The following is a 24,681-nucleotide window of genomic DNA, read 5'->3' as shown; positions in this document are numbered from 1 at the left end:
AAATTCTGATTGGCAATAAATACAACCCGACTGACGCTATCCCTGAGCAGCACTATCTTTGCTCAGGGATATGCCTGTCATTTTAATTCTACCTTTTTACTTATCCCTTTTTATCGCAATCTTTCTAATACCACGGCTTGGTCTAAATATTCATGGTATTCGGTATAGTCTAATCCCATATCGAAAATATATTTCGTTACTAGGTTTCTTACACACTCGACCAATTGTTCAGCTTGCCATGGTTTTTCAAAATAACGATCAATACCTGCCGAATTGATTGCGTTTATGGTATCCGTGTGTGTCGCCTGCCCAGTCAGCAGCACTTTGCGAGTACGGATAAAACGGCTGTCTTGGGAAACTTCGGTTAACAATTCAACGCCTGTTTTCCCTGGCATGACGTGATCTGAAATGATCAGTGCAATCATTTCACCATCTGCATCTAACTCTTCCATCAGTTCGAGCACTTCATCGGCAGACTCGCAATCTTCGATATTGAGCCATGGGCTCAATGACTGTAAGTCTTGCAGAACGGCGCTTAACACCTCTCGCTGATCATCAACGCAAATTAAATTAAGCTTGTCCATGTTCATCCTCTACCGGTAATTTAATTCTAAATATGGTTTTTTCGCTGTCACTTTTCACCGCTATGGAGCCGTTATACCCCGCCACGATGCGCTTTACGATCGACAGCCCTAGCCCTAAGCCAAATGACAGTCCCCCTTTTTTGGTGGTGAAATTTGGCTGAAAAATCTTTCGGCGCGTCGCTTCATCAATCTCTGGACCATTGTTTGCTAGCGTCACCAGAATTTTGCTTTTACTGACCCGTGTTTGTATTTCAATGACTGGCGAGTCGGTTTCTCTCATTGCATCACAAGCGTTCTTCAAAATGTTAACCCAGACCTGAACCAACTCCGTTTGCGAACCCATAAACAAAGGCAACTCAGCAGGGCTAAACCGCACACTCACCCGCCTTAAATCGCTTTGCAATAAAGCCAATGCTTGATTAATGGAGTCATTTACTCGTAACCCATCTTCCTTATCGATATCGGTTCGTCCGAGTTGCTTAACCGATTTCACAATGCCCACGGTATGTTTTGATGCAATTCGCAAGTCGTGTAAATCTCTCCCCATTTGCCAATAGCGAATGGCTTCTTCAGGTTTCTTCAACCAGTGCTCATTGAGGCTGTCCGTCGGTACTGCTCGGGCTAATTCACGAGCAAGATCTTTCGGCAGTCCGTAATATTTCTCGAAATGTCGGCCTCGTTTACGTGCCTCACAGGAAGACACCTTCTGCCCTTGCATTAAACCGAAATCAAAGAACTGACTCGCTTCCGGATGCACTTCTTCCAACAATTCCATAATGACCGATTCTAAGCGCTCGGATTTACTGCTGACGACACCAATTGCATTATTAAGCTCGTGTGCAATGCCCGCCGCCAGTTGCCCAAGTGTTGTCATCTGCTCTGCGGTATGCAGCTTTTGAAGCGCTTTCTCTTTACCGAGCGCTTCTTGCATCGCTCGACGCTGACGGCGTGACAATTCATTAACCATCACAGGCATAAATTGCGCGGTCAATGGGCCATACTGACTCGCTTGCACCGCAGGCGTATTGCGTTCGATCCAAGCTAACTCGACGTCTGTTTGTGCAACCACGGTGGACGAGGCCGTCCAGGTACCTGAGAAAAAGCTGTGTACACCAATAAACGCCCCCTGTGATGCAGCAAATACTTGAGTCTGTTTTTTCCCATCTTCAGAGTAATAGCCTGCAAGCTCGCCAGATAGTACGTAATAAAGTCGTTCGTTATCGCCATCTTGCTCAATCAAAATAGAGCCCTCCGCCACAGTAATGCGGCGCTCTATTTGACTGAAATAACGCTCGACTAGCGCATCTAATTTACTTTCGTACATTGCTTATCCAATGTGACCAACCGTATGAAGTATCCATACCATCACGAAACTGAGTAAGACACCTACCACGCCCAGCACTACCCCAACTTTCGCCATTTGATTACTCTGCACATTCCCTGTCGCGTGTGCTAGCGCATTCGGTGGCGTACTGATCGGCAAAGACATGCCCAACGACGCAGCAAAGGTCACGACTAGGATCAAGGTTACCTCTCCACCCAATGGAGTGAGGGAAGCCATTGATGTGCCGAGCGCAGCCATAATTGGCATGAGTAAGTTAGCGGTTGCGGTATGAGACATAAAATTGGCCATAACTAAACATAAGAACGCCGCGCCAAACAGCACCACATAAGGAGAAAATTCATCAAAGGGAATGCTGTGGACCATTAAGCTTGCTAACCCCGTTTTATCAAGTGCAAGACCCAGGGCAATACCACCAGAGACGAGCCAAAGCACATCCCACGATATCTTCTTCAAATCTTCTTTATTGATGATGCCCGTTAAGGAAAAGACAGCTACGGGAATCAATGCCACCGTATAAGAGTTCATGCCATGTGCCGATCCCATTAACCAGAGCAAAATCGTACCTGCAAACGTGATATAGACGATCATGGCTTTCGGCGTTTTTAAGAATTTGCTCTTGATGTTCAAATTGATGGTCGTTTGCTCTGCTTTATATAAAAAGCTAATCAAGAACCAAGCTAATGTCATCATCACCACAACAAACGGCACGCCAAACACCATCCATTCACCAAAAGTAATCAAGTTGTCACCAACTAAATATTTCAACGCGATAGCATTTGGCGGGGTTCCGATTGGCGTGCCAATCCCGCCAATATTAGCCGCGACCGGAATGCATAATGCAAACGCGATTCTACCTGGGTCTTTGGGTCCAAATACTGCAATAACGGGCGTTAGAATGGATAGCATCATCGCGGTTGTCGCCGTATTTGACATAAACATGGAAAATATCGCCGTGATAAGCATTAAACCTAACATCACGTACTTCGGGTTTTGACCAAATGGTTTTAGCAATACACGAGCTAAGTTCACATCCAAACGATATTTGGTCGCGGCCATTGCAAGGAAGAAACCACCAAGAAAGAGCATGATGATTGGGCTTGCAAACGTCGCCATGATCTCGTTGTATTGCAGGAGTTCCCCAAAGTGAGGTTGGCCCTCGTCAAGCCGAAAAAGAATAATGCTCTTATTAGAAACGAGTAACAATTCAAGCACAATGATCACCACAGAGGTGGCGTAAATGGGAATAGGTTCAAATACCCAACAAAGTGCAGCAAGCAAAAATATTGCAATCACTCGCTGTTGAATGATCGTTATCCCATCAAATGGAAACGCTGATAACGGCATCAGCAATACGAGCAAGGGAATGATCGTTGGGATAATGTATTTAAGATAAGGGCGCATAGTACTACTTCTCTTCCTGAGCTTCTCTTCCTGAGACAGTTGGCCACGATATAACAAGCGTAAGGTGCCATGAAATTAAGGAGCGATTCCTTTTGGCTTCCTTTCGCCACTCCAAACGGAAATTATGCGCGCGCTTTCAATTTCAAATTCTAGGACTAGATCAATGAATGGTTATTCAAATTGAAAAAGTTGACGTATCTGTGTTCAAGCTCACTAATTAGATAGGCGTTGCTTCTCTCCATCAGGTAATTTTTGACGTCACTCCACGTGATCGGCTCTAGCTAGTCTGGACACTTCACCGAACTTACGAGCGCTTTAGGGCACTTCTTTCTGAAGTTGGACTCTACTACTGTAGTACTTTATCAACCCTACATACGTCGATAGTGTCATTTTGTTCCCCAGGCCACTATAGCCAGACTGTGGCCAGTGCAAGCCACTGTGCTTTTTAACCCACTCTTTAAACTCTGGAGTTTGAAGTATATTTATTAACTGTCGAATTTCATCTATCGTAATGTCGAAGTCAGATAGCGCTAACTCTAATTTAACTATAAGCCGCTTCAGGTAACATTGCTGAGACATCCATCTATACAGAATTTCTGGAAATGACGTATTTGGCGCTAAATCGTGGCACTCTTTACACATCAGGACTAGATTATTGGGGTGCTCGTTCCCTCCCAAAGATTTAGGAATCACATGACATATTTGAAGTGGAGCCTTACGCCAACAACTCAAATACGTGCTTCCTACTGCATCGTAACGCCCTTCCCAAAACTGCCCACAAGACCAACATGTGGGTTCATTAACATCAATAAACGTGCCGAACGAATTAGGTTTATCTCGCCAATATTCAACGACCTCACCAATATCAATCACTTTTCTTTTCATACAGTCCTTCGCGCTATAACGCCTAATTCTTACAAACCCCATCATGATTTATAAATAAAACAAGGGTTACATCGCCCCTTCTGATCTAATGAATCTCGCTAAGGAAGATAACTTTGTTGTTCGAAAAGTATTGGCCGCTAACGCACCTAATGGGATGTTACTGCCTATTGACTGGCGGAGGCTCATATGTGTTATAGGGGTACTAAATATTTATGTACAATCTCAGCATGTCTTTGTGTTGAATACCGTTTTCATAGATTGGCTCAGGGTAGTTTAGCAAAAAATGGTCTTTGATGATTGAGTCTACTCGAAAGCCTAAACGCTGATAATAAGTCAGCTGATAGCCAAATGTTCCCGTACCAAGCTCTACACGATTGATTCCCTTGCTTGGTAACTGAGATAGAACGAGCTTTAACAGCTTAGAACCAATACCTTGACCTTGTAGCTTTGGAGATACAGATACATTGAATATCTCAGCAAGACTGTTGGTCTGCGCTTTAACAATACAAACCGCTAAAACTTGTCCATTGTCTAATGCAGCAAAACACCATGAATCAGCTAAATACGAAGCGATACTCGCTTCAGAAGGGTCAGCTTCAAGCAATAACTCTAGTGGAATTTCGCTACTTTTAACTTCGATATATTGCATTTTTCCTCCGATAAACATAATGCCCAATTCTTACGAATCCCCTCATAAATTCTATATAAAACCTTGGATTCAAGTACGAAGTGCGACACCTCTGAACATAAAAACAGTGAGATGCGATAATCATGAACTTTGCTCCCGCCAAGAAGTAAAAAACATGAAATACACGCACCTCACTGAGAACGAAAGGTATATGATTTCTGCACTCAGAAAGCAAGGAATTAGTACCGCTAAAATAGCTAAACAACTGGGTCGTCACAAAGCGACTATCTATCGAGAAATTGAACGCAATTCCCGATACAACAGACACTTTAAAAGGTACTCCTATCAGGCGTGGAGAGCCCAACAAATGGCTCGCAACCGGCTGAGTCGCTCGCGCAGAAATAAGCGCTACAGCGAAATCGACTTTAGGTTACCTGAAGCCTTGCTACGACTGGATTGGAGCCCTGACCAAATCGTCGGATACCTAAGGGTAAGAGGCTATCCAACAATGAGCCACGAGCTCATTTATCAGCATATTTGGAACGACAAAACTCTCGGTGGAACACTATGGAAGCACCTATGCCAATCCACTAAGAAAAGGCGTAAAAGGTATAACTCAAAAGACAGCCGAGGTCGGCTGGCAGCAAAGCGCCATATTACCGAAAGACCTGCAAAAGCTGAGCATCGAAAAGAGCCTGGTCATTGGGAAATTGATACCGTCGTTGGCCGCGGAACCAAGCACTGTATCGTGACTTTAGTCGACAGAATGACTGGCTACACTTTTATTGGGCAAATGGACGACAGAACAAGCGAGTCGCTCAACGTAAGAATGAGCAAAATCATGACCCGCTCTGACTTACCGTTTAAGACGATAACTGCGGATAACGGCACTGAATTTCATGGTTACACGCAACTAGAAAAACATCATAACTGCCTGTTTTACTTTACAAATCCATACCACTCATGGGAGCGAGGCACTAATGAAAACACCAATGGCTTGATACGACAATACTTACCAAAACGAACTTCTATGTCACACGTGACACAGAAGCTCTGTAATGAAATTGCACACAAATTAAATACGCGCCCACGCAAAAGACTTGGGTATAGGACACCAACGGAGTATATTCATGCGCATCTGTAGAAAGTGTCGCACTTCAAACTTGATACTAAGCCTGTACTCGCAGCATCATCCCACCAAACTGATGTCTAGAAACCTTTACTGGATACTGGTACTTCCGGTTTCCAAAAGTTATTGTCAATTCACAACAGTCAAATTCATCTCGGTGGTTATTGACGTAACGCGCAAACCTTTCCAAAATCCTTTCGTCAGTTATAACTATTTGTGTTACCTGATCTGGATTGCGAAAAATTGACTTTGCATCTGAGAGTTGATTGGAATCGACTGGCTTAGCCTCACAAGACAATACTAACTTTTTAGATTCGACAAAAACCTTAGAATTAATAACATTTATCTGGTCTTCACCAAATTCATGCCAAAATTCAAAGGGAGTTGTACCAACTCTTAAATCAATTGAAACTGCCATTTTTTCTCCTAAAGGCATAACGCCGCATTAAGGTGTGAGCAACGCTACCACGAAACTTAACCATACCACCATAAACACGAAACCCAACGATGGAATGAAAAATGCCAAGCGTTGGGAATCACTCTTAAATGCTTTGTTAACTGCCTTTCAACAATATAAAAAGAGCCCACATTTGTGAGCTCTAAAAACTTAATGCACTAGCGGCAAACTCCGACCTACTGCATTCTCGATTATTTGAAAATACGAGGCTTCGTCATCTTTTGAAGCTATATTAAATATATTTGTACTATAATTTTCTGCCAAGTTTATTTGTTGAATTACTTCTTGCTCTTTCTTAGCTGAAGCTGAGTAAACAAAATAACTACAAACCTCACCTTCTAATGACTTTTGCCCCTCAGCAAAAGTCATGAGCTTCATCGTTGTTTCTTTCAGCTTAGACTTGGTATCTAATACATCGTAATCGATTACCTCAGTCAAATGAAACTTTCCATTTTTCAATAGAAAATCAGCAGTAAGACCGGTGGCTTCATTGAGCATGTAATTTGAAACTATTTTATGTTCGCTCAAGCCTGATTCATCTTTTGCTAATAACTCAATTGATGAAAATTTACGTTTTAATGTTGTAATTAGCCTTGTATTAGTACGATTGGAAGACTCTCGAACTGAATATGGCTTAATTAAAGCTTCAAATAACTTTTCTACTTTCGATTCGTATTGAGAGAAATGATCAACAGAAAATGAAGCTGTTTCCGAAAGTGTAATACCTCCAGGAAAGCTCGCTAATAGGTTATTGAACTCTTCTGGTGTCGCTGCATAGTCGGATAAACTTACAAGGCTATGCTTAACTTCTAACATCATTTTCTGAGACGACGAATTGTCTAACATTCTCAGTTTCGATGCAGACTTTAGTAACCTTATATCTATCGTGTCTTTGAACACTATCAAACCAATGTTCACTACTTCGCCACGCATTGGGTTAGGCATGTAACGAACTACTGCATAGTCAAACCATTGCATTACACCACCCCCTTAAGTTTTTCAATTCGCTCATTGAACTCGTCTGAACCCCACCAATTTAGAATGATGCTCTTATCTTTCTCACTCATCCAACTATCGTGCATTAAGTTTAGAATTGACTCAATATCTTCGCGAGAAATTTTCGAAATTTCGTCCAAAACCTGAAGTGAAGCAGCTTTATTGTAACATTTATGCTTACGAATAAAGTCATTACACATAGCTGTCTTGCTTTGCGGCTGCAAGCTTTCAAAACCAAATGGATCGGTTTCTTTCCATGCACGGCTAAAATCAAATGCCAGAGCGATCTTTGTATTGTTGAAGCTATCGCGGAAAATGTAGTTTCCAAAGTGACGGTCTTCATTATTTACAAAGAGATCGAATGCATACACTTTACTTAAGAAGGTGTCCAAATCTTCAACAACTGTCTTACCAGTTAAGATATCGAGTATTTTAGGAACTGCATCAATTGTTGTTACCCCACCTTCCCACACAGAACCGAAAGCCATAGAACCACACGATAACTTCACATTTTCGAAGGCAGGAGTCGGAATAGAAACCAAGCGAGCTAAATGGTGGCAAAAGAACTCAGACGCAGGCACGAAACCATTATTGTCTTTTGTGGTTTTAATAGCGTAGTGCTTACCGTCACGCCCTTTACCAATCAACGAAAGATCTGCGCTGTTTTGCTTACTTGGGTAAGTCTCAACGATTTCAATAGGAAATAACACCTGTTGTTGAAACTGCGGAGGCACTACGATTTTGGTCTCTTCGCTATTTGCAGCTTCAAGTTTCTTTTCAGTTGTCACAGCTATTTCCTTAAATTTTAGAGAGTTAATACGCGCAGTATTCTATACCATTAGCTTAATTAGACAAACTAAATTATGTGTATGAACTAAAGGCAGTTAACGCCCTGCTAAGGGGTGAGCAACGCAATGCCGAAGCCGCCGCAAACCACCTTAATCACTAAATTCAACGCATAGTAAAAATGCCACGCGTTGCGAATCCCTCTTGAGCAGTTTGTTAGTCGCGAGGCACCGAGCGACAATTTTAAGCCGAACTAAACTTTGCGAACAACAAACTTTATGTGCTTTGATGCACTTGCGTCAGGCGTAGTCTCAAAGCGGCTACTCAATGAAACCACTTGGAACAAACAACGCCGTAGAAAACGGACTGACAACACCAAAAAACACTTTTTGAAAGCCAATCTCACAGTGCGGACTTTCAACAAAGTCACTGAAACCACGTGGAACTTACCACACCAGAGAAAACGTCCTTTCAGCAAGTAAATAAGCTTTTAAACCAACAAACTCACCGAGCAGATTTGCAACCAAAAACAGATTTTCGATTGCCCCGCTCTATCACCACCAAAGAACGAAACAACCGCTTGGAAATTAGCAATGAATTGATCTAGAACCGATGAAACTGAGCTTTGACCGTCGAAGATGGAGCTATGAATCAAACAACCAGTAGCCAAGTTTTGAGCTTAGAAACATGATTTTGACCGCTAGCTTTTTCTGGCGACTAACGCCTTGTTAAGGTGTGAGGCACGCAATACAGAAGCTTCCGCATACCACCTTAACCACTAAAACTAACGCATAGTAAAAATGCCACGCGTGCCGAATCACTCTTGAACAATTTGTTATGTAGCCGACTTTCAGGTTAGTGCTTTCTGTCCAATTTGGATTTTGGGCGCAATACCTGCTTTGCGATACAAAGCTAGAGCAGATTCATTGAAAGAATATACCTCTAACCACAGCTCTTCTCCGCCGTTAGAAATAGCCCTTTCTTCAAATGCCTCTATTAGCGCCAGTCCAACACCCTGACTCCTAAAGCGTGAATCCACTACAATCTGTTCAACGCTTGCGATCTTTCGCTGTTTGAGCGTCCAAGACTTACGAACCCATAGCTCACCAAAAACAAAACCTACTAACTGCCCTTTGCTTTCGGCTACCAGACAAATCGAGCTTTCACTTTCGATTATCTTGTGCAGGTCTATTTTTTGTTCAATTTCTTCCGGTGATAAAAAGTCATCAGGTAAATTTGCTTGATGATACTCATTAAGCTGAAACTGTAGTTTCTTGATAACACTGATATCTTCAATGCGAGCTTGGCGAATATTTAACATATATAAATCCTTTTAACTTACCGTCCTCTCGCGGCTACATAACGCCCAATTAAGGTGTGAGCCACGCGACCACGACACTAAAATTGAACACCGTAAACACTAAACTTGACCAAAACCAAAAATGCCAAGCGTGGGGAATCACTCTTAAATTGTTTGTTAACTTACATTCTCAAACAGTTTCGTCAGCTTTTTTAGTTCGACCTCTTTTGACTTAAGTCTGCGAGATTCTTCGATAATACTCTTGTAACACAAGTACGTTGCCGAGATTTCACTTTTTACTCTGCTCTCAATGAGGGAGTAATTACTGTCTTCATACATATCCCAAACCCCACAACCAGACTCAAATTTTAGTCCTTTTACAAACTTATTCATTAACCCGTTTTTAGGTGCAGGATACATATAGCCTGTATTTAGGTTAAACAAAGGAGTTGCTATCTGAGACAAATCCATTACTCGAAATTTATTCTGTAATTCAAAGGCTTGCTGATTTGATAGTAACTTGTACCTTTTGAATAACTCGAACAAGATCGGCACGTCTGAAGATGAAATACCGATACCGCACAAAACAGCTGACCTCGTACCATTGTGTGCTTTGCTGACTTTTTCTGAGGCTTTAACTAAAACATCAAGTATTCGCTCAAGGAGCACACGCTCATTATTTTCGTGCTCCCACAGCCAATAGCTTTTAATTTTTTTTGGAATAGCATCATCGTGGGTTTTGTCGACAGTAAAGCCGTTTATACTTAAAAAACCACCACCTAGAATTCGGGATGCTTTATCCCATGGGTTATAACAAAAACCTACTTCCTTTCGCGACTTTTCAGGAACATAAAATTCCAGATCAAAAATAACTGTAATGCAGCTACCTAATTTAGTTTTCAATTTTGATGTACCTCCATGTAAGTTAACGCCCAGTTAAGGGGTGAAGCACGCAATGACCAAGCCGCTGCATGGCACTTCAACACCTAAATCAACGCATACCAAAAATGCCACGCGTGCTGAATCCCTCTTGAACTGTTTGTTATGTGAATTTATGCCTCTGATATATAAACACTTACTTCACGATCTTTACCTTGCATGCGATTTGTCTGATCGCCTACGTATTTTACACCGAGCTTTTCAATAACTGATTTTGAACGCTCATTTCCAACTAAATGCATTACTTTTAATCTTGTTAATCCATAATGCTTTTTTGAAAATGAAATCAAAACCTTAGATGCTTCTGTAGCATAACCACTGCCCCAGTAAGGAACGCCTAACCAATAGCCCAGAATACCCAAACCATTTTCCAGTTTTGGAAAACTAACAGCACCAATAAGCTCAGAACTCTCTTTTAGGACAATGGCATAGACAATACCTTTACCACTTAAAAACAACTCAGCATGTGTACGAATCCAATTTTCAGCATCACTAACTGTATATGGATACGGTATATTTGCCGTCATTTCTGATATTTGCTTGTCGCCAACCAACTCTGAAACACGCTCAGCGTCAGACATAGAAAATGGTCGTAATATTAGTCTTTCACTTTCAATTGCTTGCTGCATAATTTCCCTATTCACATAACGCCCTGTTAAGGGGTGAGCGACGCAATACCGATGCCGCGGCATACCACCTTAAACACTAAAACCAACGCATAGTGAAAATGCCACGCGTTGCGAATCCCTCTTGAACAGTTTGTTAGCTATTGATTGCACACTTAAAGTTTTGATATCTCGTCAGAGCAAAATTCAACTAGCAGACCATCCTCAAGCCAAACCTCATACAAAGGGCCACCAAAGTGTTTTCTAAAACGATGAACTAATTGATGTTTCTCTGCTATTGCGACTAACTCATCTACCGTTTTGTTTGCTTCGAGCATAAAGTGAGAAGCATGAAAATTTTGGTTTTTACCTTGCTCTTCATAAATTGCAGCTAAGTCACCGAACGTCAATTTATACTGCACTGGAATGAACTCTATTAGTTCATTATCACTCTCACTCCAAACACACATCCATGCACCAGTCATTGTCTTTGACGGAAATGCTTTAGCCTCACCATTTGTAAGCTCAGCTAAAATCTCCGAGCTACGCTTCGGCTGGTATGAGTTAATAGATAAATGCTTAATTTTCATTTAATTTCTCGATCTTCCCTGAGATAGCTAACGCCGCATTAAGGTGTGAACAACGCATCCACGGAACTTAACCATACCACCGTAAACACCGCACTCAAAGTTGGAATGAAAAATGCCATGCGTTGAGAATCACTCTTAAATGCTTTGTTATGTGCGTACTAAACATTGCCACTGTCTGATGAATTGAAAGAAAACATACGCACTTCATCACGAGGAAACCAGCCCAATTTTTCATAGAATGATTGAGCATTAAGATTTTCGTTTGCGACAAACAAATGAGTTTTAGCTATACCCACTTTTGCAAGAGCATTTACTGCCGATGAAATCAGTTGCTCACCAAAACCTTTTCCTCGGAACTTAGAATCAACAGCCAAGTGCTGCACATAACCCCTGCGACCATCTGTACCAACCAGAATTGCACCTACAATCTTGTCGCCACTTAGAGCGACAAAGCTAAGATTCGGATTGCGTTCTAAATATTTACCGATGTTTTCCTTTGAATCAGCATCTCGCAATAACATAGCTTCTGTTTCTGACCACAATTCAATCACTTGTGCGTAATCTGAGATTTCCATTTCCCTAATCAAACCACTTTCCTTTTAAATTACATATAAGCACATAACGCCGCGTTAAGTGGTGAGCAACGCTAACCACCCAACCTAAACCATTGTGACATAGCCACTAAAACCAAAGTAGACCGAAAACGTCAAGCGTTGGGAATCCGTCTTAAACGCTTTGTTATGTTTTTATGAGCCTATATTGATATAATATACCCAATTTAATTCATACAAACAAAGACCTATGACTACAGATAATCCAGCAGCACGCTTATTGGCAATACTACAACAAGGCAAAACGTTCCCTCCCACAACACCAACTAAAGATGTATGGGAGAAAATATTAGGTATTGACGAGCAAGGTGTCGGAAAAGAGTCATTACTTATGGCAAAGCTAAGCCAATTTGTATTACTACCGCATCAGGTTGAAAAGCTCATAGCGGAGCATTATCCAGAGCTATCTGAAAATCTCCGGTATTCAATGGATAAGCTACAGAGTGCTGTTTTAGGACAGAACCTAAGTGGACAATGGACTTCATTTTCAGGTCATATCGACCAACATAGCTTGTCCACCCTTTCAATGGCCGCTGCATTACTAGACCATAAATTAGATACAAAATTAATAGAGAGTGAGCAACTGCAAGGCTTCAAAACAAAAATTCAAGATATTCTGGATACGTCGATTCAATCGAATCTAAATATGGAGTTTAAGAAGTATATACAACACTATATGCAAAAAATCCTTACTGCTATTGACGATTATTTAATCTCTGGCGCACAACCTATTCTAGATGCTCTTGAAGCAACTCTTGGTCACGCTGTTCTTGACCCGGAATTCAAAGAAGACTTAAAGGAAACAGAAACTGGTAGCAAGATACGAGAGGTTCTTGGCGATTTAGCAAATGTTGTAACTATTGCAACAGCTGCAACCGGTGCTATCGCATTTATCGCCAATAATGGAGTTCCATTATTGAACTAATTTTGATTTGCGGTGAATTAAAACTCGCCGCAAAAACATAACGCCGCGTTAAGTAGTGAGCAACGCCATCACGAAACCTAACCATACCACCTTAAACACAAAACCAAACGATGGAATGAAGAATGCCATGCGTTGGGAATCTGTCTTAAACGCTTTGTTATAACACAATTGCTACACGTCACTTTCCGTTAATATCTGTCGACAATTTCGTACAGTAAGAACGCGAATTTCATGGCTGAGGCTATATATGATTCGATAGTGACCAAACAAGATTTCGCGGTAATTAGTATGAGGTAGCTCCGGAACCATTCGCCCCATTTCAGGCATACTTGAGAGAAGGTCTGTTTTGTCGAAGACCTCATTAACCCAGTTTTCTGCAGCCACTGGATTATCTAGTGAAATAAACTCAGCTGCATCACCTAACTTTTGTAATGCTAGTGGTGACCAAACTACTTTCATTTCTTAAGACGCCCCAACACTTGAGCACGAGCGTCTTCATTGGAAACACCTAAACCGGAAGCTAACTGTGCTTCAGCAGTACGCATTTCTTCTAGTAACTCGATCTTCTCTTGCATCGCTTCATATTCCGCAACATCAAGGACAACCGCGACACCTTTACCACGTTGTGTGATTACTAGCGGTCTGCGAGTTTCGTTAATCTGTTTAATAAATGACGTCACGCCAGCACGAAATTCAGACAAAGGCTGAATATCTTGATCAAAATGGATACGGCTCATATCGAACTCCTAACAGTACAGTTTAATGTACAAATAATAGTTCAACTAGCCATTTTAAACAATAGGCTGATTTTGTGTTATAACGCCCTGTTAAGGTGTGAGCAACGCAATACCGATGCTCCCGCATACCACCTTAAACACTAAAACCAACGCATAGTAAAAATGCCACGCGTTGCGAATCACTCTTAAACAGTTTGTTATGTCTATGCTAACCACCTAGAAAATCTAGTATTTTTTGTCCAGTACCTAGACCTCGTTTGTAAAACTCAGTGTGACCGCAGCTACTGCATGATAAGAAATAAAAACGGTGTTTATTGTAATTGAAAAATGTACTCCAAAATCCACCACTGGCTCTTAGCTCACCAACCTCATATGACTCTGAACCACATTTATCACAGCAGTATTCAAACTTCGATTTCACTTTGTCATTCCCTAACAGGTGGTTTGCCATCTGCTTGTTTGCAAGCTCTTTGCCTAAAACCCCGCACTTTTCACACTTCAATGATGAGTGTTCATTGCTATGCCCGCACCCAAAGCACTCCCATTTACTATCCATATTTCCTCTTATAGGCATAACGCCCAATTAACGTGTGAGCAGCGCAAACACTGGACTTAAATACTGCGCCGTAAACACTAAACTCAACCTGAAGTGAAAGCGCCAAGCGTTGCGAATCACTGTTGAATTGTTTGTTATGTTTTACCACAAACATATGATTTACTTGAGAAAGAACTGCTATTTCTGACTATTTTTCTGAAGCAAACCACAAGGTAAGAACCAACTTGGCAGCCAAAAGTGATTAACCCAAAACCAGTAATTCCACTTCCCTGCCCAATGAGGCAACACGACCAAGCACCAACAAGTACCCTTTCTTTCCAGTCAAAGCGCGAAACAATGTTGAATTGCCGAGGCAACTGCCAAATTAAAATGCTGCTGGGCAAAGAACCTCAAAGCGCCTTTAAGCCAAAGAGACTGAAACCTAGACTACTCGACCTGACAATGAAGCAACCCACGAACATTGGCATGTTTTACGGCCTATGAGATTCAAGAACTTAGGCCGACAATGCGGATTTGCTGAGTCTACTAGGGACGAATTGCCAAAGGGACAAAGAACTAGAGCCTAAGATATTTAAGCCCTTGAAATACAAGTAAACATAACGCCCAATTAAGGGGTGAACAACGCCTCCACCCAACCTAAAACATTGTGCCATAAACACTAAATTTGAAGTAGAAGCAAAAATGCCAAGCGTTGTGAATCCCTCTTAAATTGCTTGTTATACCAATTATTTCTAGCTTACAGATTTTTCGGTCATCTTCGAGAGTAAAAGCTTCTACGACCTGCCCAGGTAAATAATGGCTTTCTGATCCATCTCGAATCGTTGCAGTCTTTTTACCTGATAGGATTTGACGCTCTAATTTAGTGAAAAATGTGATTTTATCCAAAAACTTACACCTACTTCCTTACAGGTTCTTCCAAGCATATAACGCCGCATTAAGGTGTGAGCAACGCTACCACAAAACTTAACCATACCACCGTAAACACAAAACCCAACGATGGAATGAAAAATGCCAAGCGTTGAGAATCACTCTTAAATGCTTTGTTAGGTTAAATTTAGACCATCGCATATCAACCATCTGATTTTCTGTTACTATACAAGACTATACATCAAAACTAAGGTTCGAGATGGAAGTTAAAATCCTAGATACTAAGCAAGAAGGAAGCGCTACTTGCTACTTAACAAAATTCTTTATGTCTGAATATTTAGAAAATTTACCTGATGATTATAGGGATTGGAATGTTCAGCGAGGAATTGTGACTAATCACTACTTAGACAAGATAATAGATACTCTATTACAATCAAAACATATACCTCCTCTCGTTCTGATCACAGATAATGTAAATGCCAGCGGTGACAAAGCTCGGCTTGAAAGTTTTCAAGTTCTAGACGGACTTCAACGAACACACAGATTAAAATTAATCCACAATAGTGTAAATTTCATAAAAAACACCCCAGAAATAATAGAAGAATCTAAAATCCATGGTGTATTAAAGTCTGTAAGAAAGCACTCCAAGTCAATAACAGAAAATAATGCAACCTCACCTGTTGTTAGAAAACTATTATCAGAAATTGAGTCTGGTAATAGTATTGATAATTTATTTGAATTTGAGCAATGGGCAGAGGTTTGGGAAAACTTATCTTTAACTGAACAAGTTAATAAAATGCTACTACTAAATGCTGGCCATAAGTCAGTTAGTAAAAAGCACCAAATTGAAATAATATTTCACAATATAATTTCCAAACTTGAAAACGAATTAGAAGACAAGTTCACCATTGTTCGTGAAAGAAACGTAAGTTCAATAAGTGCTAATAAAAATAGACCTGTCGGGCAGTTCAGCTTCTCACATATAGTTTCTGGTATGATGTCTCTAGATCAAGGAAAGCCCGTCACTATTAACGCAAACTTATTAAGCAAGGTTCAAGAAGATATAGATAACTATACTTTAAGTTATGATGAGATTTTAGAACTATGCAGCTTCTTAGCTGATTTAGACTCCTCACTATTCAATGAATACAATGACATTGGGCTGAAGTGGTTAGGAAAAGAAGTGGTTGTTACTGGTCTGCTTGGTGCAGTGGGTATTTATGCAGAAAAGCACGGTATATCAACAACCGAATCATTAAATATCACCAGAAATAAGTTAATTCCTAATCCATCGATACTATCTTTAAATAATTATGACGATATTAGAAATGGACTAGATGTCTCAAAAATAAACATTGGAAAAGTTAATAAATCAGCGGTTACAAGCGCAATAACAGATTTACTTGAAGCTAAGGTATCAATCGTCGATTGGAATAATGCATTCTCAGGTGGTGTATAAAATGAACAACACCAACGCAATTTATCAATCAATAATTAATAGTATTGAGCGCCTTACCTCGCAAGAATCCATTACAACTATTGAAGAAATATATAATGATGATGAGGTTAACCTTGCCAAACTATATGATTTGGAAGAAAGCCTTACTAATATTCTAGGTGAAATCAATAGTTATAAAGAAGCTAATGCATTTTTTGATAATTTCTCAGAACTATATGATTTATTAAGTAAAAATGCTGAAATTATAAATCACCAGTCCAACATTTCTCTTAAGAGCTTAATGTATGCAATTAAGCTTGTTAGACTACTAGAAAATAGTTTTGAAACAATTCCTGAAGAGGATATTATTCCATTTTCGGAGTTCACCAAGTTCGACGAAATCCCTCATTTTATTAAAAGCCAGTTTTATTTATATACAGGCAATGAAGATTATGAAAACGCAATGGTATTCATTAATACTGAGGATGGAATTGACAATCTAATACAAAGTAATGAAGAAATACCAGATTCATTCGTAATACTCATTCTTAATTTCCTAGCCAATCATAACTTTGAACAAAACAAAAAGCTATTGATAATAAAATCACCTGAGACCGAAATTACTATTAACAAGGCAATTTCCGCGTTAAAGCTACATTTGGTATGTTCTGGAGATAGCTATCATAAAATAGAAACAACACAACGTAACAACCTCAACAAATTCAAAGAAACGATCTCTCTTTCCAAGAATTACAATCAATTTGATGATTCTTTAATGATATTAAGTGAATATAATAGTAGGAATGAACTATTAAATAAATACCTTAGTATTTATCACTTGGTTGAAAATTTCATGTGCCGATTCCCGTTAGTTCGACTACAAAACAACAACAATGGAAATATGTTTTCCATACGAAATTTTCGTGACATGTATGACGATCTCGATGGTAAAGAGATAACTATGATCCGTAACTTTTTCAAGGTAATATTTTCCGAAAACTACAGGTCAAGCTATTTTTTAAATATTGCACATGATAAATTTAAGAACCTTGTAAATAATTCTATAATGACAGAGCCCGATATTGACGATGCTTTAATTAAATTAGGCATGATAAATAAAGGAATTGCTTTGACTTATGATACTGTCAGTAACTATAGTGCTGGTCAAGTGAGATCTGAATTACCACAAAAGTTAGCAGACATGGTATATGGAATTAGAAACTCCATTGTTCATAATAAAGAAACCGAATTTCATCTTTCACATGAATATATGGAGCCTTGCATTTACGATCTAATTAACTCTTACGTATTAGATATACTCGAGTTAGTATTGTTAGATCTAATATGCAATGAAAATGACATCATATGGTATTCTTACTCTCGTATTAAATTATTTGAAGACTAACAAACTGGTGCGAACTAAATTTATTTAAGTTCGCACATTCTTAACCTAACGCCCTGTTAAGGGGTGAGCAACGCAATACCGAAGCCGCCGCATACCACCTTAAACACTAAAACCAAACGCATAGTGAAAATGCCACGTGTTGCGAATCCCTCTTGAACAGTTTGTTAGTTGCGTACTCAAGGCATATACAACGCTACTACATCAATACTTAAGGTTTGAGTAATTGAATAAGCAGAAATCAAAATGGGTAGTAGAACTTCAACAACCAACCGACAGATAAAGATTGGTTTTGTGAGTTTATTCCTTTCCATTAGATCTAACTGTATGCCAGCAGCCTGTTCTCCATATGGCTTTTTCACGCTCGGTGCAGCTTGAGTCGCACGCTCGAACACCAAATCCAAATGCTTTGATTTAGTCAAAAGAGACCATCCCTGAAGCTCAGATGCAATGTAGATGGAAAAACTGACCAAGTAAAAAACAGTAATAGCCGTAATTAACAGCATTAACGCTTCCAAATTTGAGGTTGAAAACGCTATACCAAATGCTGTTATTTGGGTGGGAATAAGCCCGACTTTAGTTGTAACGAGACCAACAAGGCTAGCAGCTAAAAGGTTACGCCTTACTTTTCTCGTTGTTTCATTTAATGGTTCACGAAGTTGATCAGTAATGTGTTCCATAATCCCTCAAGTCTAATTTAATCCAATAGCAACTAACGCCCGCTTAAGTGGTGAGCAACGCAATACGATGTTTCCGCACACCACCTTAATCACTAAAATCAACGCATGGTAAAAATGCCACGCGTTGCGAATCCGTCTTGAAGCGTTTGTTAGGTTAATCGTTTTTCTGCCAATTGCCCACGTTCACCAAGCTCTCCGACATCAAACCAACCATGTTTGCGATAGAATCTAACGGCTTGCAAATTTGCAGGAATATAGCGTAGCTGAACATATGCACATTGCTCGTTTTTGAGCTGAGTACATATGAAATCCACTAGTTTTTTACCTAAACCGTTGTTACGAAATTCAGGTAACAAATACAGCAAGTTAATATAGCCAAACTTTATACCTTGCTCATCCATCAAGCCATTTCGAAATTCTATTTGACCGATGACCTCATTGTTTTTGAGAACATGATAAAAGCCAGAATTGAATAGCCACCGACTTGATAGACACCTTTTAGTTAGACAAAATGACTAATAGAGAGGTGCTTATGAGCAGCAAAAGATATCCAGAAGAATTTAAAATTGAAGCAGTCAAACAAGTAACTGAAAAAGGTCATAGCGTGGCTGATGTTGCTGCGCGACTAGGAACAACGAGCCATAGTTTGTATGCGTGGGTTAAACGCTACGGTCCCAACTCTTCACAATACCAAGCTCAATCTGATGAAAGTGCTGAAATTCGTCGACTTAAAAAGGAATTGCAGCGGGTAACAGAAGAGCGAGACATACTAAAAAAAGCCGCGGTGTACTTCGCAAGCCAGTCCGACTGAGGTATGCCTTTATTAAAGCGAATCAGACCATCTGGTCTGTTCGACGCATGTGTAAAGTCTTTGGAATTCACCCAAGCGGTTATTATTCTTGGCTAAAAAATCCAGATAGTAGACAAGAAAAGCGGCGAAAATACCTTCTCGGACTGATAAAGCAATTTTGGCTGGAGTCTGGCTGTGTGTATGGTTATCGAAAAATCTACAGTGACCTGCGAGATGAAGGGGAAATCTGTGGAATTAACCAAGTTCATAGCCTAATGAAGCGAGAAGGTATTCAGTCGCAAAGAGGCTATCGAAAGCCACGCCCCAAGGGTGGTGCCGAAAACATCATTGTTCCTAACAAACTCTCAAGAGAGTTCAACCCGATCGCGCCCAATCAATCGTGGGTAACTGATATTACCTATATCAAAACGCACGAAGGTTGGCTGTATTTGGCGGTAGTTGTAGATCTATTCTCTCGGCGAGTAATTGGTTGGTCAATGAAAAGTAGAATAACTAAAGAACTTGTCCTAGATGCTTTGCTAATGGCGGTTTGGCGCCGTTCGCCTATAGGAAAAGTGCTCGTCCACTCAGATCAAGGTAGCCAGTATACCAGTCACGACTGGGACTGTTTTTTGAAACAGCATGGTCTTGAATCAAGTATGAGTCGCCGTGGTAATTGTCACGACAATGCGGTTGCCGAGAGTTTTTTCCAGTTACTCAAAAGAGAAAGAATTAAGCGGAAGTGCTACACCACTAGAGAGGAAGCTCGTATGGACATCTTCGAATATATTGAGATGTTCTACAACATTAAACGCCGACATGGTTCCAATAATCAGTTGTCGCCAGTAGAGTATGAAAAGCAATATGAAATCAAGTTAAAGAGTGTCTACTGATTTGGTGGCTATTCAATCGCAGAAAATTTTTGATTTAAAGTGAACGAACTAGAGTTCTCATCAGTAAATAAGTTTGATTGCTCTAGTGCTACTGGGCAGTTCTCAACCACAAACTCTCGAAATGCAAATAAAAGCCTATGATTTCTGATAATTTCTAATTCAGGACCCCAATTATAATTTTGAACAAATACTTTCTTCATCGAGCCTCCTTTAGGAAACATAACGCTCTGTTAAGGTGTGAGCAACGCAATAACAAAGCCACCGCATACCACCATAAACACTAAACGCAACGCATAGTAAAAATGCCACGCGTTGCGAATCACTCTTAAACAGTTTGTTATGTTTATTTAGCCCACTTAACCACACCATTAGCTTGGCATGAAGTTACACCAGTCAAGCCATTACGCCCCATTGAAATTCGTATACGTTGCTCATTAAGAGGCTCAATCTCTCTACCAACATTGTCAGCATGGTCCCATGCAATAGCAGTAAGCTGACTTTTACAAGCTTCCGCTAGAGCGTCACTCTCTGGGATAAATTGGTATCGAGAATAGTAAACCGTGATTCCAAAACCATCTTCACGTTCCTCGATACCATACTCAGTATCTTTATCATAAGTGGACAATGGAATATTTGTATGACTTACAGGCGTCGCACAACCGACAAGTGAAGAGGTCAGAAGTAAGCCCAATAGTAATTTTTTCATCAGTAACTCTTTAAAAACCTATAACTTCGACAATATACAACACGGAATTCCAATAATAAATATAACGCCCGCTTAAGTGGTGAGCAACGCAATACGATGTTTCCGCATTCCACCTAAATCACTAAAATCAACGCATGATAAAAGTGCCACGCGTTGCGAATCCGTCTTGAAGCGTTTGTTATGTGTATTGGCTTAAGTGATTCTCTATAAATTCGATATCAGCTCGATAAAAATCACCAAGTGGAATAGCACTTGGCTCAAGCCAAAAGAAAGTTTGCTGCCTAACTTCATCAATCATCTGAGGCTCAGTATCATTACCCGCACGTAAAACAACATAATGAATTTCACCACCAAAATCATTTTTAGCTTGATGACTACCGAGTCGCTTTAAACCTTGCAGTCCCGTTTCTTCCCACAGCTCTCTAACTGCTGCTTGATTACCTGACTCACCAGGGTCAATAGAACCGCCTGGGAATTCAAATACCATTCCTTGCCCTCGTCTGAAGCGCTTTTGGATAAGAACTTTTCCATCTCTTACGACCACGCCCATTGCAATATTTTTCATGTGAACTTTCCTTGTTCTTCTAAATACACATAACGCCGCATTAAGGTGTGAGCAACGCTTCCACGAAACTTAACCATACCACCGTAAACACAAAACCCAACGATGGAATGAAAAATGCCAAGCGTTGGGAATCACTCTTAAATGCTTTGTTATGCAACACTTACATGTCAGCAACCAATTCGTAGAATACTAATACGTCAAATGGCTTACTGAAAAAACTGCTGTTTGTTAAAAACGTTTTGATTTCCCCACTTAAAGCATCAAATTTAGCTTGCGACTCTGTATTAAATGGAAATGTCATTTTCTCCGTCGCTTCAATTAATTCCAAAGTGCTCTGACGCTTAGCATTGTTTTTTGCAATAAGTATACTGTACGCCAGTTCTTTTTTCTCGCTAAAACTACAGCGTTCAATCGCTAAATAATTAATGTGAGCTAATACCGGAGTGAGTTCCTCAAGTCTTTGCTTTGCAAATTTTAAGGTATCTTCATCGGGTTTATTTTTCGTTGAGATCTTACTACAAACGGCTATACGAGAACCCAAAGCATCTATTGAATTATTTAAGTCAGCGAATAGCTTATCTTCAACACTTTGACCAGCATTGGAAAAAATTGAAAATACCATCAAAAAAAATGTAAGAGCTATTCTCATAATTTACACCCATCAGATATAGCTTTCCAAAACCTGTACTGCTTTCTGTCTGTTACATGCTCTAAGGCTTGTTCCGTAGCAATATTTTCAATTTGTCTAAGCTTAATAACGGTAAGAGCGTTGTAGGATTTGAAATAATACTCCCAGTTTGCTTGGGTTATATTCCACGCAGTTTGTCCTGCATCAGAAGAAACTCCTCTACCGACTGCGATACTAACATCTCGTGCTTTATGCATAGTATCGCTTGCTGGAATTGCAGAGATAGCTTTGGTTACACCACTACTCCCTGCTCCTTTGACTACATTTCCACCAAAGATATTAATTAAGTTTCCAAGTGAGATAAAGAATTGCGCACTTTTCTCCAATTCATGTAGCTCATTTATTCTGTCTATCGCGGCTAAGCTTTTATCATCGAAAACAACACCGACAATTGCTGGGCACTTTTCCATGTTTTACTTCCTCCATATGAACAATGAAGCACATCTTACAACAGTAGAAAGTTAAAACTTGTAGCATATGTGTGAATAGGGACGAAATTCGAAATGTTCGTGTTGCATAACGCCCTGTTAAGGTGTGAGCAACGCAATACCGAAGCTCCCGCATGCCACCTTAAACACTAGACGCAACGCATAGTAAAAATGCCACGCGTTGCGAATCACTCTTAAACAGTTTGTTAGTTTTATTGCTGGCGACTCAGTAACAAGCTTGCTCCAGACATAGCCAAAAAAGTTGCACAACCTCTATTGAAGCGCTTTGCCATTTTCGGCTTCGTAAACCACTGCCTTAAATACATCCCAAAGATCGCGTAAATCGATATTGCACCCATTTCTAAAATTAAGAACGTAGCCCCTAAAGCGAAGAACTGTTCATTTACACTCGCTGAAACATCGACGAACTGTGGTAGGAAGGCGGTAAAGATTAAGATCGCCTTTGGATTACCAGCGGCTAGCAAAAATTCTTGTTTAGCTAAACCTAATCGGTTGCGAGTATTTTCTAGTTCAGAAACAGGACTTGCTTCCGAACGCCAAAGATTAAAGGCAATCCACAACAAATAAGCCGCGCCCACAATTTTAATCGTTAGAAATAGAGTCTCAGAAGCATAGAGAATGACTGCTAAACCAGAAGCAGCCAAGGCAATCATTACAGCGAACGCAACAATACGACCAAGTCCCGCAATAAAAGCGGACTTGAAGCCGTAACAACGAGCATTGTTCATGGACAATAGATTGTTTGGACCAGGAGTCATATTGAGCGCAAAACACGCAGGTATAAAGAACAATAACTTCCAGATTTCCACAATATTCCCTCCATAAAACTAACGCCCAATTAAGGTGTGAGTAACGCTACCACGAAACTCAATCAGACCACTGTAAACACCATACTCAAATTTAGAATCAAAAATCCCAAGCGTTAGGAATCACTCTTAAATTGTTTGTTAGCTGTCTGTTCGATTACTTCTCGTAATTGGCTAGGTAAAATCGTACTGCCTCCTTTATGCAACATCGCATGACAATTTGGGCATACTGGAATCAAATCTTTTACTGGATCTACTTGATACAAAGCGTTGACCTTAGCTAATGGAACAATGTGGTGAACATGGATAAACTCCTTTCCAAGTTCTCCATATACTTTTTCAAAATTAAAAGAACAAATCTTACATATGTAGCCATGTATATCTAAACATTTTTTTCGAGCACTTTTATCTCTTTCATAGGTATTTACTGTTATTTGTTTCTTTGCACCCTCAAAGTATGGAGAACCACTTTCAAATACTTCGTCAGCAAATAGGATATCTTGTTCAATCGCAAAATAATTCGTACCATCAACTAATAACTTTCGTTTTTCTAGATAAGGTTCAAAACCGGAGAAAACAGTATTGCCATTTCTGTTTTGGCGAGTTTTAGTCCTGAATATGAGTAAATCATAGCCCTCATCTCTTACTTTACGGATATGTTTTAATGAATGAGCAACACCATTCTTTGACCATGACTCAGAAAGAATTAATTGGCTACTTTCTCCATTCGCTGAATCTAAACTAAAAAGCACCTGCTTGCGCTCATCATTACAATAAGAATATTTACCTTGTGTAGATTTGAAGGACAGACCCATTACCCTATTTACAAAGCTAGTTCTTGATTCACTCTTCATATTTCTCGTTTCCCCGAAAATTAATAGGACAGCTAACGCCCTGTTAAGGTGTGAGCAACGCAATACCGA

General features: G+C 40.1%; 31 protein-coding genes. 5 read left to right on the top strand and 26 right to left on the bottom strand.

Annotated elements, in window-relative coordinates; all coding sequences use genetic code 11:
• Nucleotides 1-110: 110 nt before the first annotated feature.
• The 5 genes from VA249_RS06490 to VA249_RS06470 form a co-directional block, all read right to left on the bottom strand.
• Nucleotides 111-584: a response regulator gene (locus VA249_RS06490; RefSeq protein WP_221069436.1), complete on the bottom strand. Its 474-nt coding sequence runs from the start codon at nucleotides 582-584 to the stop codon at nucleotides 111-113.
• Nucleotides 571-1,908, bottom strand: a complete 1,338-nt coding sequence (locus tag VA249_RS06485) for an ATP-binding protein (protein WP_221069434.1) — start codon at nucleotides 1,906-1,908, stop codon at nucleotides 571-573. The genes VA249_RS06490 and VA249_RS06485 overlap by 14 nt, the downstream gene beginning before the upstream one ends.
• Nucleotides 1,909-1,911: 3 nt before the next feature.
• Nucleotides 1,912-3,330, bottom strand: a complete 1,419-nt coding sequence (locus tag VA249_RS06480; protein WP_221069432.1) for an SLC13 family permease — start codon at nucleotides 3,328-3,330, stop codon at nucleotides 1,912-1,914.
• Nucleotides 3,331-3,645: 315 nt separating this feature from the next.
• Nucleotides 3,646-4,215 (bottom strand): HNH endonuclease, encoded by a 570-nt coding sequence (locus VA249_RS06475; protein WP_221069430.1) that lies wholly within the window; start codon nucleotides 4,213-4,215, stop codon nucleotides 3,646-3,648.
• Between the two features lie 202 nt (nucleotides 4,216-4,417).
• Nucleotides 4,418-4,864, bottom strand: a complete 447-nt coding sequence (locus VA249_RS06470; protein ID WP_221069428.1) for a GNAT family N-acetyltransferase — start codon at nucleotides 4,862-4,864, stop codon at nucleotides 4,418-4,420.
• Between the two features lie 154 nt (nucleotides 4,865-5,018).
• On the opposite strand from VA249_RS06470, the gene VA249_RS06465 reads away from it, so the two are divergent.
• Nucleotides 5,019-5,987, top strand: a complete 969-nt coding sequence (locus VA249_RS06465) for an IS30-like element ISVa6 family transposase (RefSeq protein ID WP_221069427.1) — start codon at nucleotides 5,019-5,021, stop codon at nucleotides 5,985-5,987.
• A 25-nt stretch (nucleotides 5,988-6,012) separates the two neighbouring features.
• Here VA249_RS06465 and VA249_RS06460 read toward each other — a convergent pair whose 3' ends face one another.
• The 8 genes from VA249_RS06460 to VA249_RS06405 all read right to left on the bottom strand — a co-directional run bounded on the left by VA249_RS06460 (nucleotide 6,013) and on the right by VA249_RS06405 (nucleotide 12,220).
• Nucleotides 6,013-6,390, bottom strand: coding sequence for a hypothetical protein (locus VA249_RS06460; protein ID WP_041061568.1), 378 nt, complete (start codon nucleotides 6,388-6,390; stop codon nucleotides 6,013-6,015).
• A gap of 189 nt (nucleotides 6,391-6,579) precedes the next feature.
• On the bottom strand, nucleotides 6,580-7,407 hold the full coding sequence (locus VA249_RS06455; protein WP_221069425.1) for a DUF3037 domain-containing protein: 828 nt from the start codon (nucleotides 7,405-7,407) through the stop codon (nucleotides 6,580-6,582).
• Entirely contained in the window at nucleotides 7,407-8,213 is an 807-nt protein-coding gene (locus tag VA249_RS06450; protein ID WP_221069423.1) for a HipA family kinase, read from the bottom strand. Before VA249_RS06450 ends, VA249_RS06455 begins: the two co-directional genes overlap by 1 nt.
• 848 nt (nucleotides 8,214-9,061) lie before the next feature.
• A complete protein-coding gene (locus tag VA249_RS06435; RefSeq protein ID WP_065646338.1) occupies nucleotides 9,062-9,532 on the bottom strand; it encodes a GNAT family N-acetyltransferase in 471 nt (156 codons plus the stop codon).
• A 156-nt stretch (nucleotides 9,533-9,688) separates the two neighbouring features.
• On the bottom strand, nucleotides 9,689-10,414 hold the full coding sequence (locus tag VA249_RS06430; protein WP_050935566.1) for a hypothetical protein: 726 nt from the start codon (nucleotides 10,412-10,414) through the stop codon (nucleotides 9,689-9,691).
• A gap of 149 nt (nucleotides 10,415-10,563) precedes the next feature.
• Complete coding sequence (locus tag VA249_RS06420; protein WP_221069421.1) at nucleotides 10,564-11,079, bottom strand: GNAT family N-acetyltransferase; 516 nt, start codon at nucleotides 11,077-11,079, stop codon at nucleotides 10,564-10,566.
• A gap of 152 nt (nucleotides 11,080-11,231) precedes the next feature.
• A complete protein-coding gene (locus VA249_RS06410; RefSeq protein ID WP_130341096.1) occupies nucleotides 11,232-11,645 on the bottom strand; it encodes a hypothetical protein in 414 nt (137 codons plus the stop codon).
• Nucleotides 11,646-11,803: 158 nt separating this feature from the next.
• Complete coding sequence (locus tag VA249_RS06405; RefSeq protein WP_050907381.1) at nucleotides 11,804-12,220, bottom strand: GNAT family N-acetyltransferase; 417 nt, start codon at nucleotides 12,218-12,220, stop codon at nucleotides 11,804-11,806.
• Between the two features lie 226 nt (nucleotides 12,221-12,446).
• On the opposite strand from VA249_RS06405, the gene VA249_RS06400 reads away from it, so the two are divergent.
• Nucleotides 12,447-13,181 carry a hypothetical protein gene (locus tag VA249_RS06400; RefSeq protein ID WP_221069419.1) on the top strand — a complete coding sequence of 245 codons (735 nt, stop codon included), beginning with the start codon at nucleotides 12,447-12,449 and terminating at the stop codon, nucleotides 13,179-13,181.
• 171 nt (nucleotides 13,182-13,352) lie between these two features.
• Here the strand turns inward: VA249_RS06400 and VA249_RS06395 are convergent, their stop codons facing one another.
• The 4 genes from VA249_RS06395 to VA249_RS06375 form a co-directional block, all read right to left on the bottom strand.
• Nucleotides 13,353-13,640: a type II toxin-antitoxin system RelE/ParE family toxin gene (locus VA249_RS06395; RefSeq protein ID WP_017046277.1), complete on the bottom strand. Its 288-nt coding sequence runs from the start codon at nucleotides 13,638-13,640 to the stop codon at nucleotides 13,353-13,355.
• Nucleotides 13,637-13,918 (bottom strand): type II toxin-antitoxin system Phd/YefM family antitoxin, encoded by a 282-nt coding sequence (locus VA249_RS06390; protein ID WP_025633738.1) that lies wholly within the window; start codon nucleotides 13,916-13,918, stop codon nucleotides 13,637-13,639. The genes VA249_RS06395 and VA249_RS06390 overlap by 4 nt, the downstream gene beginning before the upstream one ends.
• A gap of 208 nt (nucleotides 13,919-14,126) precedes the next feature.
• Entirely contained in the window at nucleotides 14,127-14,474 is a 348-nt protein-coding gene (locus tag VA249_RS06380; RefSeq protein WP_203508314.1) for a zinc ribbon domain-containing protein, read from the bottom strand.
• Nucleotides 14,475-15,110: 636 nt separating this feature from the next.
• Nucleotides 15,111-15,359 carry an ASCH domain-containing protein gene (locus tag VA249_RS06375; RefSeq protein ID WP_225927107.1) on the bottom strand — a complete coding sequence of 83 codons (249 nt, stop codon included), beginning with the start codon at nucleotides 15,357-15,359 and terminating at the stop codon, nucleotides 15,111-15,113.
• Between the two features lie 241 nt (nucleotides 15,360-15,600).
• Between VA249_RS06375 and VA249_RS06370 the strand changes: the two genes are divergently transcribed.
• Nucleotides 15,601-16,800, top strand: a complete 1,200-nt coding sequence (locus VA249_RS06370; RefSeq protein WP_221069417.1) for a hypothetical protein — start codon at nucleotides 15,601-15,603, stop codon at nucleotides 16,798-16,800.
• 1 nt (nucleotide 16,801) lies between these two features.
• Nucleotides 16,802-18,184, top strand: coding sequence for a hypothetical protein (locus VA249_RS06365; RefSeq protein WP_221069415.1), 1,383 nt, complete (start codon nucleotides 16,802-16,804; stop codon nucleotides 18,182-18,184).
• A 176-nt stretch (nucleotides 18,185-18,360) separates the two neighbouring features.
• On the opposite strand, the gene VA249_RS06355 is transcribed toward VA249_RS06365, so the two are convergent.
• Both VA249_RS06355 and VA249_RS06345 read right to left on the bottom strand, forming a co-directional pair.
• Nucleotides 18,361-18,861 (bottom strand): hypothetical protein, encoded by a 501-nt coding sequence (locus tag VA249_RS06355; RefSeq protein ID WP_221069413.1) that lies wholly within the window; start codon nucleotides 18,859-18,861, stop codon nucleotides 18,361-18,363.
• Nucleotides 18,862-19,010: 149 nt separating this feature from the next.
• On the bottom strand, nucleotides 19,011-19,283 hold the full coding sequence (locus tag VA249_RS06345; protein WP_242598081.1) for a GNAT family N-acetyltransferase: 273 nt from the start codon (nucleotides 19,281-19,283) through the stop codon (nucleotides 19,011-19,013).
• A gap of 110 nt (nucleotides 19,284-19,393) precedes the next feature.
• On the opposite strand from VA249_RS06345, the gene VA249_RS06340 reads away from it, so the two are divergent.
• Nucleotides 19,394-20,544, top strand: a protein-coding gene (locus tag VA249_RS06340) for an IS3 family transposase (protein WP_221069358.1) whose coding sequence is annotated in 2 segments (ribosomal slippage) — nucleotides 19,394-19,631 and nucleotides 19,631-20,544 — 1,152 coding nt in all. Because the reading frame shifts where the segments join, the coding sequence is not laid out codon by codon here.
• An 8-nt stretch (nucleotides 20,545-20,552) separates the two neighbouring features.
• Here the strand turns inward: VA249_RS06340 and VA249_RS06335 are convergent.
• The 7 genes from VA249_RS06335 to VA249_RS06295 all read right to left on the bottom strand — a co-directional run bounded on the left by VA249_RS06335 (nucleotide 20,553) and on the right by VA249_RS06295 (nucleotide 24,612).
• On the bottom strand, nucleotides 20,553-20,744 hold the full coding sequence (locus tag VA249_RS06335) for a hypothetical protein (RefSeq protein ID WP_221069411.1): 192 nt from the start codon (nucleotides 20,742-20,744) through the stop codon (nucleotides 20,553-20,555).
• 143 nt (nucleotides 20,745-20,887) lie between these two features.
• Nucleotides 20,888-21,250: a hypothetical protein gene (locus tag VA249_RS06325; protein ID WP_038899247.1), complete on the bottom strand. Its 363-nt coding sequence runs from the start codon at nucleotides 21,248-21,250 to the stop codon at nucleotides 20,888-20,890.
• Nucleotides 21,251-21,428: 178 nt separating this feature from the next.
• Nucleotides 21,429-21,815 (bottom strand): NUDIX hydrolase, encoded by a 387-nt coding sequence (locus VA249_RS06320; protein WP_010648800.1) that lies wholly within the window; start codon nucleotides 21,813-21,815, stop codon nucleotides 21,429-21,431.
• Between the two features lie 160 nt (nucleotides 21,816-21,975).
• The gene (locus tag VA249_RS06315) at nucleotides 21,976-22,464 is read right to left on the bottom strand and encodes a hypothetical protein (protein ID WP_039977134.1); all 489 of its coding nucleotides are present in this window, start codon (nucleotides 22,462-22,464) and stop codon (nucleotides 21,976-21,978) included.
• Nucleotides 22,461-22,913, bottom strand: a complete 453-nt coding sequence (locus tag VA249_RS06310) for a hypothetical protein (protein WP_042603355.1) — start codon at nucleotides 22,911-22,913, stop codon at nucleotides 22,461-22,463. The genes VA249_RS06315 and VA249_RS06310 overlap by 4 nt, the downstream gene beginning before the upstream one ends.
• A 230-nt stretch (nucleotides 22,914-23,143) precedes the next feature.
• Entirely contained in the window at nucleotides 23,144-23,761 is a 618-nt protein-coding gene (locus tag VA249_RS06300) for a LysE family translocator (protein WP_221069407.1), read from the bottom strand.
• A gap of 113 nt (nucleotides 23,762-23,874) precedes the next feature.
• A complete protein-coding gene (locus VA249_RS06295) occupies nucleotides 23,875-24,612 on the bottom strand; it encodes an HNH endonuclease (protein ID WP_221069405.1) in 738 nt (245 codons plus the stop codon).
• Nucleotides 24,613-24,681: the final 69 nt, after the last annotated feature.

Origin of the sequence: Vibrio alfacsensis (assembly GCF_019670485.1) — a bacterium.
Lineage (GTDB): Bacteria > Pseudomonadota > Gammaproteobacteria > Enterobacterales > Vibrionaceae > Vibrio > Vibrio alfacsensis.
Note: the sequence above shows the minus strand (reverse complement) of the source record. Positions and strands in the feature narration are given on the sequence as shown.